Annotated in this window: 14 protein-coding genes; 10 read left to right on the top strand and 4 right to left on the bottom strand. The window is 68.4% G+C overall.

Translation table 11 applies throughout. The annotated features are described in order from the left end of the window. The coding region (locus VFA08_12310) for a 3'-5' exonuclease (protein HYZ14369.1) at nt 1-1504 on the top strand (1504 nt) is incomplete at its 5' end. A 170-nt stretch (nt 1505-1674) separates the two neighbouring features. Further along, the gene (locus VFA08_12315) at nt 1675-2835 is read left to right on the top strand and encodes a DUF222 domain-containing protein (GenBank protein ID HYZ14370.1); all 1161 of its coding nucleotides are present in this window, start codon (nt 1675-1677) and stop codon (nt 2833-2835) included. A gap of 49 nt (nt 2836-2884) precedes the next feature. On the opposite strand, the gene VFA08_12320 is transcribed toward VFA08_12315, so the two are convergent. Further along, on the bottom strand, nt 2885-3049 hold the full coding sequence (locus VFA08_12320) for a hypothetical protein (protein HYZ14371.1): 165 nt from the start codon (nt 3047-3049) through the stop codon (nt 2885-2887). Nucleotides 3050-3122: 73 nt separating this feature from the next. On the opposite strand from VFA08_12320, the gene VFA08_12325 reads away from it, so the two are divergent. Genes VFA08_12325 through VFA08_12340 form a run of 4 tightly spaced genes read left to right on the top strand, consistent with a single transcriptional unit; the run spans nt 3123 to nt 6930 of the window. Then, nucleotides 3123-3530, top strand: a complete 408-nt coding sequence (locus tag VFA08_12325) for a cobalamin B12-binding domain-containing protein (protein ID HYZ14372.1) — start codon at nt 3123-3125, stop codon at nt 3528-3530. Then, on the top strand, nt 3531-4676 hold the full coding sequence (gene sucC / locus VFA08_12330) for an ADP-forming succinate--CoA ligase subunit beta (protein HYZ14373.1): 1146 nt from the start codon (nt 3531-3533) through the stop codon (nt 4674-4676). A 50-nt stretch (nt 4677-4726) separates the two neighbouring features. Further along, complete coding sequence (gene sucD, locus VFA08_12335) at nt 4727-5596, top strand: succinate--CoA ligase subunit alpha (protein ID HYZ14374.1); 870 nt, start codon at nt 4727-4729, stop codon at nt 5594-5596. Then, on the top strand, nt 5593-6930 hold the full coding sequence (locus VFA08_12340) for a hypothetical protein (GenBank protein HYZ14375.1): 1338 nt from the start codon (nt 5593-5595) through the stop codon (nt 6928-6930). The genes sucD and VFA08_12340 overlap by 4 nt, the downstream gene beginning before the upstream one ends. Here VFA08_12340 and VFA08_12345 read toward each other — a convergent pair. Together VFA08_12345 and VFA08_12350 are read right to left on the bottom strand one after the other, a co-directional pair. Beyond that, nucleotides 6920-7381, bottom strand: coding sequence for a hypothetical protein (locus VFA08_12345; protein HYZ14376.1), 462 nt, complete (start codon nt 7379-7381; stop codon nt 6920-6922). The genes VFA08_12340 and VFA08_12345 overlap by 11 nt on opposite strands. A 71-nt stretch (nt 7382-7452) precedes the next feature. Beyond that, a complete protein-coding gene (locus VFA08_12350; protein ID HYZ14377.1) occupies nt 7453-7923 on the bottom strand; it encodes a hypothetical protein in 471 nt (156 codons plus the stop codon). Nucleotides 7924-8168: 245 nt separating this feature from the next. Between VFA08_12350 and purN the strand changes: the two genes are divergently transcribed. The 4 genes from purN to VFA08_12370 all read left to right on the top strand — a co-directional run bounded on the left by purN (nt 8169) and on the right by VFA08_12370 (nt 12315). Next, complete coding sequence (gene purN / locus VFA08_12355; GenBank protein HYZ14378.1) at nt 8169-8792, top strand: phosphoribosylglycinamide formyltransferase; 624 nt, start codon at nt 8169-8171, stop codon at nt 8790-8792. A 54-nt stretch (nt 8793-8846) separates the two neighbouring features. Next, complete coding sequence (gene purH / locus VFA08_12360; protein HYZ14379.1) at nt 8847-10385, top strand: bifunctional phosphoribosylaminoimidazolecarboxamide formyltransferase/IMP cyclohydrolase; 1539 nt, start codon at nt 8847-8849, stop codon at nt 10383-10385. A 110-nt stretch (nt 10386-10495) separates the two neighbouring features. Continuing rightward, nucleotides 10496-11362, top strand: coding sequence for a bifunctional 5,10-methylenetetrahydrofolate dehydrogenase/5,10-methenyltetrahydrofolate cyclohydrolase (locus VFA08_12365; protein ID HYZ14380.1), 867 nt, complete (start codon nt 10496-10498; stop codon nt 11360-11362). Further along, nucleotides 11359-12315 (top strand): methylenetetrahydrofolate reductase, encoded by a 957-nt coding sequence (locus VFA08_12370; protein HYZ14381.1) that lies wholly within the window; start codon nt 11359-11361, stop codon nt 12313-12315. Before VFA08_12365 ends, VFA08_12370 begins: the two co-directional genes overlap by 4 nt. A 40-nt stretch (nt 12316-12355) precedes the next feature. Here VFA08_12370 and VFA08_12375 read toward each other — a convergent pair whose 3' ends face one another. Continuing rightward, on the bottom strand, nt 12356-13531 hold the full coding sequence (locus VFA08_12375) for a citrate/2-methylcitrate synthase (protein ID HYZ14382.1): 1176 nt from the start codon (nt 13529-13531) through the stop codon (nt 12356-12358). Nucleotides 13532-13575 lie beyond the last annotated feature (44 nt).

The following is a 13575-nucleotide window of genomic DNA, read 5'->3' on the forward strand; positions in this document are numbered from 1 at the left end:
CCAGGACACCAACCGCGCCCAGTACCACCTGGTGAACATGCTGGCGGCCAAGCACCGCAACCTGTGCGTGGTAGGAGACGCGGACCAGGGCGTGTACTCCTGGCGAGGGGCGACCATCCAGAACCTGCTGGACTTCGAGCACGACTATCCCGACGCCGCCATCTTCGTGATGGAGCAGAACTATCGCTCCACCCAGAGCATCCTCCAGGTGGCGAACGCGCTGATCGAGCACAACGTCCAGCGCAAGCCGAAGAGCCTGTGGACGGAGATCGCGGGCGGCGAGCTCGCCGTTCGCTTCCGCGCCGACGACGAGCACGAGGAGGCGCTGTTCGTCGCGGAGGAGACCCATCGACTTGTCGAGGACGAAGGGCACCCGTATTCCGACATCGCCATCTTCTACCGGACCAACGCGCAGAGCCGCGTCCTGGAAGATGTCTTCATTCGCGCAGGCACGCCGTACCGAGTGATCGGCGGTGTGCGTTTCTACCAGCGCAAGGAGATCCGCGACGTCATCGCGTACCTCCGTTTGCTGCTGAACCCGCAGGATGTGGTCGCGGCCCGACGCGTGATCAACACACCGAAGCGCGGGATCGGCGACGCGACGGTGACGGCCATCGAGGGGTTCGCCGCGATCGAGGGCGTCCCCTTCTTGGAGGCGGCGCGACGGGCGGACGAGATCGGTTCGCTCGCGACGAGGGCCAGGGGCGCGATCGCCGGGTTCGTGCACGTCATTGACACGCTCGCCGCGGCTGTCGAGTCCGGCGCCGGACCGCAACGGATGATCGAGGCGGCCGCCACCGAGTCCGGGTACCTGCTCGACCTGGAGACCGAACGGACGGTCGAGGCCGAGGGGCGGATCGAGAACATCCGGGAGCTCGGGGGCGTGGCGGCCGAGTTCGCTCAGCGCGATCCCGAGGGCACGCTCGCCGACTTCCTCGAGCAGGTGTCCCTGCTCGGTGAGCAGGACGAGTACGACGAGGAGGCGGGGAGCGTGACGCTGATGACGCTCCACAACGCCAAGGGCCTCGAGTTTCCGGTCGTGTTCGTCATCGGGCTCGAGGACGGCATCTTTCCTCACTACCGCTCGATGGGCGACCCCGCGCAGCTCGAAGAGGAACGGCGACTGATGTACGTAGGCGTGACGCGTGCTCGCGAACGCCTGTACCTGACGAACGCGTGGAGCCGAGCGCTGTTCGGACAGACGTCGTACAACCCGCCGTCGCGATTCTTGTCCGAGATTCCGAACGAGCTCGTCCGGTCACTGGAGGGCGACGACGTGGCTGACGCGGACGGCTCGGCCTCCCCGATCCGCGAGGCGGTGATGGGGCGACCGCAGTCCGTCGACATCTCGGCCGGCGACACCGTCGTCCACGACAAGTGGGGCGAGGGAGTCGTCGTCACGGTGAACGGACGCGGCACCGACGCCGAGGCGACGGTGCGGTTCGAGGACGCGGGGGAGAAGCACCTACTCCTCGCGTACGCGCCGCTTCGGAAGGTGGGCTGATCGAGCCTGGTTCGGTGGGCGGAGAGCATCGCGCCTTCTCGGTGTGATTTCTCTTTCGTGACGCTGAAGTGTTGACTTTCGAACGTACGTTCGATATACTTGTTGTCCCTCCCCCGAGCCGCGAAGCCTTCGTCGGCCCCATCGAAGGCGGTCAGAAGGTTCGGGAACCCTTGATACAGAACGATGCCGACGCCGTCGTCGGTGAGCTGGACGAGGTCCACCGCCGCTTCGCGTCCGACGAGCGTGACCTGCTGCGTCTCATCGCTCGGGCCGACGCAGTCCGGGTTTGGAAGAACTCCGGTGCGAGAGACATGGCGTCATGGCTCTCTATCCGCTACGGCATCACGGTCTGGAAAGCGCGTCGGTGGCTCCACGCGGCGCACGCCCTCGAGACGCTTCCGGCCTTGGCGCACGCGCTGGCGAGCGGCCGACTCGGCATCGACAAGGTCGTCGAGCTCGCGCGCTTCGCCAGCTTCGAGGACGAGGACGGCCTCATCGCATGGGCCTCGCGAGTCTCTGTGTCGGCCGTTCGTCGCCGCGCCGATCTCGCCGTCCGGCGCGCGATCGAGGAGGTTCGCGCCGCGGATCGGCAGCGCTTCGTGAATTGGTGGTATTCGGAGGATGGAGCTCGGTTCGGCATCGAAGGCGAGCTCCCCGCGGCCGACGGCGCCGTCGTGGCCAAGGCGATCGACCGGCTTGCCGAGCGTATCCCCACGATGCCGGGGGAGGACGGCGAGCTGTTCGCGAGCGCGCGCAAAGCAGACGCGCTGGTGGCCCTGTGCTCGTCGCGGATCGGGGAAGATCCGGACACCGATCGCGCTACGGTCGTCGTCCACATGCGCGAGGGCGCGTCGGCCGCGGGATCACCGAGTGGCGCGGACATCGAAGACGGCCCCGTGATCGCTTCACAAACGGCGGAGCGGCTGCGCTGCGAGTCGAGGACGCAGACGGTCGTCGAGGATGCGGCCGGCGAGCCGCTCGCGCTGGGACGGATGAGCAGGTTCCCCTCAGCCGCGATGCTTCGTCAGCTTCGCTACCGAGACGTCGGATGCACGTTCCCGGGCTGCGGATCGGTGCGGTTCGTGAAGGCGCACCACATCGTGTGGTGGCGGCATGGTGGCCGGACGGACCTCGACAACCTGGTGCTCGTGTGCACGTTCCATCACCGGCTCCTTCACGAGCACGGCTGGACGGTCGCGAGGCCTGGGGGTGCCGTCGGATGGTTCCGACCAGATGGCACGAGGTTCGTTCCCGGCCCCGCGCCGCCCGAGCTGCCGATCAAGATCCCCGAAGCTTTTCGGTTACGCCACGGACTTCCAAGCAGGTGGTGAGTCGACGTCGATCCGTTACCGGAAGGGGCGAAGTTGTCGGCGTCGCTTGTTACCGGATGAGGGCGACGTAGCCGGCGACGACGATCACGATCCCGGCAACGACCGGCGCGATCACCCACGCGAGGCCCAGTCGCCCTCGGTAGGGCCCGACGGTGCCGATCTTCGTCGTCGGCTTCAGGCCCGGAGGGCGAAAGCGGATGCGTTTTCGACCCAACACCGATCCGAGTATCGCAGCGTGCCGAGCTTTCGAACGACCGACGCGCGGCCCTCGTTAGACTGACCGCGGAATGCCTGGTAAGCCGCGCATCGTCGTCGCCAAGCCGGGCCTTGATGGTCACGATCGTGGCGCCAAGGTCGTGGCGCGAGCGCTTCGCGACGCGGGGTTTGAGGTCATCTATACCGGTTTGCACCAAACGCCCGAGCAGATCGTCGAGACGGCCATCCAGGAGGATGCCGACGCGGTCGGTCTGTCGTGCCACTCGGGCGCACACATGACGCTGTTCCCCAAGGTCGTTGCGTTGCTCCGCGAACGGGACGCTGGCGACGTGCTCGTCTTCGGCGGCGGCATCATCCCCGCCGCTGACGTTCCTCGGCTGGCGGAGGCCGGCGTCGAGAAGATCTTCACGCCCGGAGCGTCGACCCGCGAGATCATCGCGTGGCTCGACGACCGGCTCTCGCACGAGCGGGCGAGCTGAGTGGACCTGTACGAGCACCAGGGCAAGGAGCTGTTCGCGAGGTACGACATCCCAGTGCCGAGAGGGATCGTCGCGACAACCGCCGAAGACGCCGCCCGCGCCACGGAGGAGCTCGGCGGGCGGTCGGTCGTGAAGATCCAGGTCCAGGTCGGCGGACGCGGCAAGGGCGGCGGCGTTGCCCTTGTCGACTCGCCGCAACACGCGGCGGAGGAAGCCGAGCGGATGCTACGCGACGGCTTCAAGGGGATGGCCGTCACGCGCGTCCTCTGTGAGGAGCTACTCCCGATCGCCCGCGAGTTCTATACGTCGCTCTTGCTGGATCGTTCGACCGGGCGGTACCTCGCGCTGATGACCGCCGAGGGCGGAGTCGACATCGAAGAGCTCGCGCGGACTCGGCCGGAAGCGATCCGGCGCGTTCAGGTCGACCCGAGCATCGGGATGCGGCCGTTCCACGTTCGCGAGCTTGCGGCGGCACTCCCTTCGGAGTCACGACGGGGCGCGGCCGACATCATCGGGAAGGCCTACCGCATGCTCCTGGAGGTCGACGCGACGCTCGTCGAGATCAATCCACTCGTGCAGCTCGAGGACGGTCGCGTCGTCGCCCTCGACTCCAAGGTGACGATCGACGACAGCGCGTTGTTCCGTCATCCCGACATCGAGTCGTTCCGTTCCGCGTTTCCCATCGATCCGGTCGAGGCGCGCGCGAAGGAGAAAGGCCTTCAGTACGTGAAGCTCGACGGCGACGTGGGGATCATCGGCAACGGCGCGGGGCTCGTGATGTCGACGCTCGACGTGGTGGCGCAGGCCGGCGGGCGAGCGGCGAACTTCCTCGACGTCGGCGGCGGCGCGAGCGCCGATCAGATGGCCACGTCGCTCGAGGTGGTCCTGTCCGACCCGGCGGTCAGCTCGGTATTGATCAACATCTTCGGCGGGATCACCCGCGGCGACCTGGTTGCACGAGGTGTGCTCGAGGCGCTCGAACGCGTCCAGCCGAAGGTTCCGATCGTGGTTCGCCTCGACGGGACAAACGCAGCCGAGGGCCGGAAGATCCTCGCCCAAGCGCAGCATCCAAACATCGTGTCTGCCCCGACGATGATCGAGGCCGCGCAACTTGCGGCGGCCCTCGCGAGCGGCGCCGCGGCGTGACGGCCGTTCGCGCGCCCGCGAGCGCGCCGTGAGCGCACGGTGAGCGCACCGTGAGCGTCCTCGTCGGGCGGGACACGCGACTGCTGGTCCAGGGCATCACGGGCAACGAGGGGACGTTCCATACCCGTCGCAACCGCCACTACGGCACGAACGTCGTCGCGGGCGTGACTCCCGGGAAAGGCGGGCTGGACGTCGACGGCATTCCGGTGTTCGAGACGGTCGCCGACGCCGTCCGCGAGACGGACGCGAACGCGTCGATGATCTTCGTCCCACCGCGGTTCGCCGCCGATGCGATCCTGGAGGCTGTCGACGCGGGGATCGGCGTCGTCGTCGCCATCACGGAGGGCATCCCCGTCCGCGAGATGGCCGAGGTGAGCGCGTACCTCGATGGGCGTTCATCGGTCCTCGTCGGCCCGAACTGCCCCGGCGTCATCTCGCCCGGGGAGGCGAACGTGGGGATCATCCCCGGCGAGGTGTGCACGCCCGGGCGTGTCGGACTCGTCTCGCGATCGGGAACGCTCGTGTATCAGATCGTTCACGAGCTCACGAGACGCCATCTCGGGCAATCGACGTGCATCGGGATCGGCGGCGATCCGGTGCACGGGATCGGCTTCATCGACGCGCTCGCGCTGTTCTCCGACGATCCCGACACGGAGATCGTCGTCATGGTCGGCGAGATCGGCGGCGACGACGAAGAGCGCGCGGCCACGTTCATCTCCGAACGTGTCGGCAAGCCCGTCGTCGGCTACATCGCGGGGTTCACGGCGCCCCCGGGGAAACGGATGGGCCACGCCGGCGCGATCGTGACGGGGTCGAGCGGCACGGCGCAGGCCAAAGCGGAGGCGCTCGAGGCGGCCGGGGTGAAGGTGGCGCGCACGCCGACCGAGGTCGCAGAGCTGGTCCAGGTCGCGCTGTCGTGAGCCGGGGTGGCCTCCGCCACCTCGGTGAAGCACTCGCGCGAGGCGCCGTGACGTTCGTCGTCCTCGCCGCGATCGGCCAAACCCTCGCGTTCGGTGCACGGATCGTCGCCGGGACCGGTCCCTCGGTCGTCACGACCGCGAAGATCGGCGCGATCTACGTCGGCGCGTTCAACCACATCGCTATCGAGGTTCATGTCGCCGACGACGCGTCGATGGCTGGCGGTTCCGGCTCGACATCCGTCTCGATCGGCGTCGCCTTTCTCGCGGTCACCGCCCTCGGGTTATGGCTGGTGTTCCGGAGTGGTCGCTCCGTCGCCCAACGGGCCGGCGGAACCGTTCCTCGACGGATGCTGCTCGGTGCGGCGGTTGCGCCGGCGTACGCCGCATTGGTCTTCGCACTCGCATTGTTTGTCGAGGTCCGGACGTCGCTTCGGTTCGGTGGATTCTCGTCCCCGGATCTGCGCGTGTCGCTCTCGGCCTGGCAGGCGCTCGTGCTCCCGTTCTCTCTCGCGGCGGCCGCGGGCGCGTCTGGCGGCATCGCCTCCGCGTTGGCGAGCGCCGAGGCGACGGTTCCGCTGCGAGCCGCACGTGCCGCGATCGCGGGAGGGTGGCGGATGTTCGTCCTCGGTCTCGCGCTTTCGATCGGCGGGCTGTTCGTCGCCGGTGTGGCGCAAGCCGACGACGCCGTCGCGTTCCTCACGCCGTCAACGGCAAGCTATTGGAGGGCGGTGTTCGACCGCCCGGATGTCGGTGTTGCCGCATTCGCGCATCACGTCGCCGTGGTTCCGAACGAGGCGATGTGGACGCTCGTACCGGCGATGGGCGGCTGCGATGTGATCCGCGGAGACATCGACGCGGATCTTCTCTGTTACGGACGATTCGCCGGACTCAAAGCGCCAAGCTCCGGCAACGGTCTTCTCCTGCCGGTCGGGCACGGCGGGCTCCCGTCGGAGCAACTGCCGGACCTCTACCTCGCCTTTCTTCTCGTTCCCGCCGTGGCGACGCTCCTGGGCGGGCGCCACGCCGCCGCGGTCGCCGAGCGTGCCGGTCGGAAGGGGTGGTCCATCGGCGCCGCGAGCGGACTCGTCTTCGCAGCGCTCGTCGCTGCGGGTTCGCTCCTCGCGACGGTCGTGATCACTTACGGCGCCGCGGGCGGAGCCAACGCGGGATGGATCCTGTTCGGTCCGCACGCGCTCACGGGGACGGCGCTCGCGATCGGCTGGGGATGCATCGGCGGTGCGGTCGGTGCGGCGACGACCTCACGCGCTCGAACGCCAACCGAAGCGGGCCTCGACGGAGGGCGAAACGCGTCGGGCCGTGATGTCAGCTGGTGAAACCGCCGGTATCCGTCGGCGGCGGCCCCATGGTTGTGCCGCCGGTCGTCGCGCCGGCCTGGTGTTCCTGCCAGCGCATCCAGCCGCCGTAACCGATCGCCAGCGCGAGCAGCAGGCCGATCCACGCGAAGATGTAGATGGAGTCGCTGTCGACGATGATCTTCAGGATGGTGAACAGCAGGATCCCCGCCGCGAGCCCTGCGCTGATGAGCGCGCGGGGGGCGTTGATCTCCATGTTCGCAAGCGCGAGGCCTTCCCAAACGAGCAGGGCGATGACGAGCAGCAGGTTCAGCACGCCGATGCCCTCGATCCCGCTTGCGGTGATGCACTGGCCGACGAAGCAGACTCGCTGCCAGGCGAGGAGAAGATCGATCAGATAGAGGACGCCGGCGCCGAGCAGGATCTTGCTCGCCGTCGACAGCTTGGACATGTCAAAACCGGTCTGCGACATGACGCTCCTTTCGCGGGCTTCCCATTGGCCGCCCGGCAACCCGCCTATCGAACACCGTGCCTGCAATCGAGTCAAACATGAACGCCGACGCGGCCACGCGAGCGGATGCGGGCACCGATGGCGGCGATCGTCGCCGCGAAACCCGCGCCGAGGGCGACCCAGGGGCCGAGCCACGGCGAGGTGAACGGCCGGGGCCGAACCAACGCCAGCACGCAGGCCGCGGCGACTGCCACTCCAGCGAGCGTTGCGAGCACGTCGAGGACGGGCGGCGCGCGGCGTGTGAACGATCCGATAAGCGAGATCACGAGCCCGAGGCTGGCGGCAATAGCTGCCACCATCGACCATGCGGGTGTGTCGCTCCATGCTCCGAGCACGTCCGAGCCCGCCCCGAAACGGCTCCATGGCAGCGCGGTGGAGATGACCGCGACGGCGAAGGCGACGGTCGCCGCAACCCGCGCGCGCTGCGCCGGATCACGCTCCGGGACCTCGGGAAGCGAGGGGTCCGGCCCGATCGCCGCCTCCAGGCACTCTGGACCAAGCACGCGGCCTCGCACCGGAACGGCGCATCCCAGACACAACGGGCGCCCGCATCGGTCGCAGGTCGCGACCGACGCTCGCGATGGATGCGACCGGCACCGTTCGGTCCCTCGCGACGCGCGTTCTTCGGTCACCACGGTCGAAGCGTACCGCCGGCGTTGTTACCTTCCCGAGCGACGCGAGCTCCGACGGTCACGACCGCGCGGTATTCAACTGAGGTCGTTTGACGCTTCTCGACGAGGTGCCTAGCGTGCGCGCCGTGGCGGACGCGCGAGTCGCCGTTCTCGCGTCGGGGGAGGGCACCAATCTGCAGGCCCTACTCCACGATCCCGTCGTCGGTCCTTGGATCGTCCTCGCGGTGAGCGATCGTGCGAACGCACGCGCGCTCGAGCGCGCGCGCTCGCACGAGGTCGAGACCGTCTTTCTCGATCCGTCCGCCCACAACGACCGGGTCTCCTTCGACCGGGCGCTCCTCGAGATCCTCCTCGCTCGCTCGATCGACGTCGTTGCGCTCGCCGGGTTCATGCGGATCGTGGGTCCCGACGTCGTCCGCGCGTTCGCCGGCAGGATCCTGAACGTCCACCCCGCGCTGCTCCCGGCATTCCCGGGAACGACCTCGGTCGCGGACGCGCTCGCGTGGGGAGTGAAGCTCACCGGCGTCACGGTGCATTTCGTGGACGAGGAGGTCGATCACGGGCCGATCGTCTTCCAGGACGCCGTTCCCGTTCACCCGAGCGACGATTGGGATTCTCTCGAGGAACGGGTGCATGAGGCGGAGCACCGTTTGCTGCCGGCTGCGATCCGCGCGCTCGTCGAGGGCCGCATCACGATCGAAGGACGCATCGTCAGGGTGCTGGAGAAAGCGCCCGCGTGACGCTCAGCCGCCGAGGAGCCGCCACGTGAGCTCAGCCGGCGTGGAGGTGCCGGTGTGAGCCCCGTTCGCCCGGTGCGACGTGCTCTGCTCGCCGTGTACGACAAGACGGGAATCGTGGAGCTCGCGCGGGAGCTGGCGGACCACGGCGTCGAGATCGTCTCGAGCGGTGGTACCGCCACGACGCTCCGAGACGCCGGCGTCGCCGTCACGCCGGTCGAAGACGTGACGGGGTTTCCCGAGATGCTCGGCGGACGGGTGAAGACGCTCCATCCACGCATCCACGCGGGGATCCTCGCGGATCGCCGGAAGCAGGAGCACGATGAGGAGCTCGCGCGTCACCAGATCGAGCCGTTCGATCTCGTGGTGGTGAACCTCTATCCCTTCCGCGCGACGGTTTCGCGCAGCGGGGATGACGACGAGGTGATCGAGAACATCGACATCGGCGGCCCGGCGATGGTTCGCGCTGCAGCCAAGAACCACGCTTCTGTCGCGGTCGTCATCGATCCGGGGTCGTACCGCGACGTGCTCCGCGAGATCGGCGCGAGCGGGGGCGTGAGCGACGAAATGCGTCGGACGCTCGCCGCCGAGGCGTTCGCCCACACGGCCGCGTACGACGTCGCCGTCGCGGAGTGGTTCGCGCAGACCTCGCAGGGCATGGCTCCGTTCGTCGGGCTCTCCCTGGAGAAGGTGGCCGATCTTCGCTACGGCGAGAACCCGCATCAGCAGGGAGCGCTCTACCGGGAGTCGGCGGGTTCGGGCGTTCTCGAGGGCGCGCGGGTGCTGATCGAGGGCAAGGAGATGTCGTTCAACAACTGGCTCGACGTCGACGCCGCGTTCGGTCTCGCCGCGGATCTGCCGGAGTCGGCGTGTGTGATCGTGAAGCACAACAATCCCTGCGGCGCCGCCGTCCGGGACGACGCGGCGAGCGCGTACGCGGCGGCGTTCGAATCGGATCAGGTGTCGGCGTTCGGCGGCATCGTCGCCTTCAACGTGGTCTGCGACGAGCGAGCGGTCGAGGCGATGCGCGAGGTCTTCACGGAGGTCGTCGTCGCGCCATCGTTCACCGACGACGCGCTCGCGGCACTCGGCGATCGGAAGTCGCTTCGGGTCATCGAAGCACCCCTGGCGAAACCGGGCGGCATCGAGATCCGCGCCGTCCGCGGAGGTGCGTTGGTCCAGGACCGCGATGACGTACGAACGCCGCGCGAAGACGCCAAGGTCGTGTCGGCGAGGGAGCCGTCCGTGGAGGAATGGGCGGACCTGATGCTCGCGTGGACGGTCGCCGCGCGCGTTCGGTCGAACGCGATCGTCCTCGTGAACGGGGGCGCGACGGTCGGCGTGGGCGCGGGTCAGATGTCGCGGGTCGACGCGTCATGGATCGCTGCGCGGAAGGCGGGCGACCGGGCCAAAGGCGCCGCGATGGCCAGCGACGCGTTCTTTCCGTTCGCTGACGCCGTGGAGGTCGCTGCAGACGCCGGTGTCACGGCGATCATCCATCCGGGCGGTTCGATCCGAGACGAGGAAGTCCTCGCCGTCGCCGAGGCGCGCGGCATGGCAGTCGTCGTGACGGGACGACGCCACTTCCGCCACTAGATCCCGCTGCGGGGACGGACGCTTGCGCATCGCGCTCGCTTCTTGCGCCCCCCGCACCGCCGAAACCCGTTCGGCCGCAGCGGTTCGGGGCGCCGATAAGATGTCCGCCCGTGACCGCGCGCATCCTCGACGGACGAGCCATCGCCGCTCAGATCCGAACCGAGATCGCCGAGCGGGTGATGGCGGTCGTCGACCGAGGCGTTCAACCGGGACTCGCGGCGGTTCTCGTCGGCGACGACGAGGGCTCGCGCATCTACCTCGGCTCGAAGCACAAGGCGAGCGCTGACGTCGGCATCCGATCCGAGCAGGTGGACCTGCCTGCATTCGTCACACAGGGTGAGCTTCTCGCCACGATCCGCCGGTTGAACCGCGATCCCGAGATCCACGGCATCATCGTTCAGCTGCCGGTGCCGCGGCACATCAGTGAGCTGGCCGTGCAGACGACCATCGACCCGGCCAAGGACGTCGATGGATTGCACCCGCTGAACGTCGGTCTCATGGTTCGGGGCGACCCCTCGTTCCCGCCGGCGACGCCGTACGGGATCGTCGAGCTCCTCCTGCGGAGCGGAGTCGAGCTCGAGGGCGCCGAGGTCGTCGTCGTCGGCTACGGCGAGCTGGTCGGTGCCCCGCTGTCGATCATGCTCGCGCAGGACTCCATCCGGGGGAACGCGACGGTCACGATCTGTCACGTGAGGACGCGCGACCTCGCCTCGCAGACGCGCCGCGCAGACATCCTCGTCGCGGCCGCCGGGACTCCTCAGCTCGTCACCGCGGACATGGTGAAGCCGGGAGCCGTGGTGATCGACGTCGGCGTGCATCGGACCGAGTCGGGACTGGTCGGCGACGTGAAGTTCGATGAGGTGAAGGAGGTCGCCGGCGCGATCTCGCCGGTTCCCGGTGGCGTGGGTCCCATGACGACGGCGATGCTCTTGTTGAACACCGTGGCCGCCGCCGAGGCCGCGATCGGCGTCCGTTGACGCCGCGCTCCTCGAGCGGGCTCGAGGCGATCGTTCATTCGGGCCGGTTCGCCGTCACGTCTGAAGTCGTGCCCCCGCGATCTGGGGATCTCTCGTCACTCACCGGGCAGGCGCGAGGGCTCGTCGGGTACGCCGACGCGGTCAACGTCACGGACAACCCCGCGGCGAGCGCGCACATGTCGCCGCTTGCCGGCGTGGCGGCGACGGCGCAAGCGGGGCTGGAGCCCACCCTTCAGCTGACGGTTCGCGACCGGAACCGGCTTGCGCTCACCGCCGATCTCCTCGGCGCGTGGGCACTCGGCGCGCGCAATGTGCTCTGCCTCACCGGGGACCCGTTGTCCGTCGGCGATCATCCGGACGCGAGGGCAGCGGACGATCTCGACGTGACTGAGCTCATCCGGCTCGGAATGGCACTCCGAACGGGAGGGCGTCTCCAGTCGGGCCACGAGATCGACGAGCCCCCGCGCTACTTCGTCGGCGTGGCTGATAGTCCGCTTGCTCCGAACTACGACCCCGCTCGGCTGGAAGCGAAGCTCGACGCGGGTGGAGCCTTCGTCGTCACGCAGATCACGTACGACCTCGAGGCGCTGCTGGCGTGGGTGGACGTCGTTCGCACTCGTGGAATCCCTCAACGCGTGGCCGTGCTCGTCGGCGTGGCGCCGATCCGGAGCGCCAAGCAGGCACATTTCCTGAACGACCATCTCCCCGGCGTCTCGGTCCCGCAGCCCCTGCTCGCGGCCCTCGACGATGCGACGGCAGCGGAGGCGGAGGCCCTCGGAACGGCGCAGTGCGTCGAGCTCATCACACGGCTGCGAGAGGTACCGGGGATCGCTGGCGTGCACGTGATCGGCCTCGGACACGAAGGCGCCGTTCGCCGCGTGATCGAGCGCGCAGGTCTGTTGCCTCGCCCGTCCCCCGGCGACCGTGCGGGCGACGACGACGCCTCGACGTGACGCTGAGTGGCCTACCCGCCCTCGTTGCTCTGTGCGGTGTTCACCCGCGTTCTTCGATCGGCACCCAGACCTGGTCGCGTGGACCGATGTACTCGGACGACGGCCTGATGATCCGGTTGTCGGCGTACTGCTCGCGGACGTGGGCCGTCCACCCGGCCATGCGCGCCACCGCGAAGATCGGCGTCATCAGGTCGGTGGGGATGCCGAGCACGTGGTACACGCTGGCCGCGTAGAAGTCGACGTTCGGGTTCAGGCCCTTTTCGTGGAGCGCCGCTCGCTCGACCTCCTCGGAGATCTGGTACCACCGCAGGTCGCCGTGGCGCTCGCCGGTCTCCTTCGACAGGCGCTTGAGGATGCGGGCTCGAGGGTCCATCGTCCGGTACACCGCGTGACCGAACCCCATGATCTTCTCCTTGCGCGAGAGCCGATCCTTCACGTAGGCCTCGGCTCGATCGGGCGATCCGATCTCTTCGAGCATCTTCATCGCCTCTTCGTTCGCGCCGCCGTGCAGCGGGCCTTTCAGCGCCGCGATCGCGCCCGTGATGGCCGAGTGCATGTCGGCGAGCGTCGACGCGATGATGCGTGCAGTAAACGTCGAGGCGTTCATCGTGTGGTCGGCGTACAAGGTGAACGTCGTGTCGAGCACGTCGGCGTCCTCCTGCGACGGCTCGACGCCGGTGAGCATGTACAGGAAGTTCGCGGCGTGGGCCAGTTTCGCGTGCGGCTCGACCATCTCTTGTCCCGTTCGGAGCCGGTGGTACTGCGAAAGGAACGTCGGCGTTCGCGCGACCAGGCGGAGGGCCTTCCGCTCGTTTGCCTCAGGTGAGCTGTCCCACCCGTCGGGGTCGTACGCCGACGCCGCGGAGACGCTCGTTCGGAGCATCGACATCGGCGACGTCTGTTGGGCGAGCGTCGGCATGACGTCCGAGATGAACTTGTCCGCCTCGCGGTTCTCGATCATGAACTCCACGAACGAGTCGAGCTCCGCGCGGGTGGGGAGCCGGAGGCGATGGAGAAGGTGGACGACCTCCTCATACGTCGCGTTGGCCGCGAGGTCCTCGATCGGATACCCCGCGTACCACAGCCGCCCGTTCTCGCCGTCGATGTCCGACAGCCGTGTTTGGGCGGCGACGACCTCGCGCAGCCCCTTTTCCTGAGGGGTCCGCATGGCGTTCGTTTGGCTCGCCGTGCTTTCCCCGTGCCCCGTCTCGCTCACGGGTGCTCCGATCTCGGCCGGTGAACCGGTCCTATCCTGACGAG

The organism is Actinomycetota bacterium, from assembly GCA_035640355.1.
GTDB lineage: Bacteria > Actinomycetota > UBA4738 > UBA4738 > HRBIN12 > CALGFI01.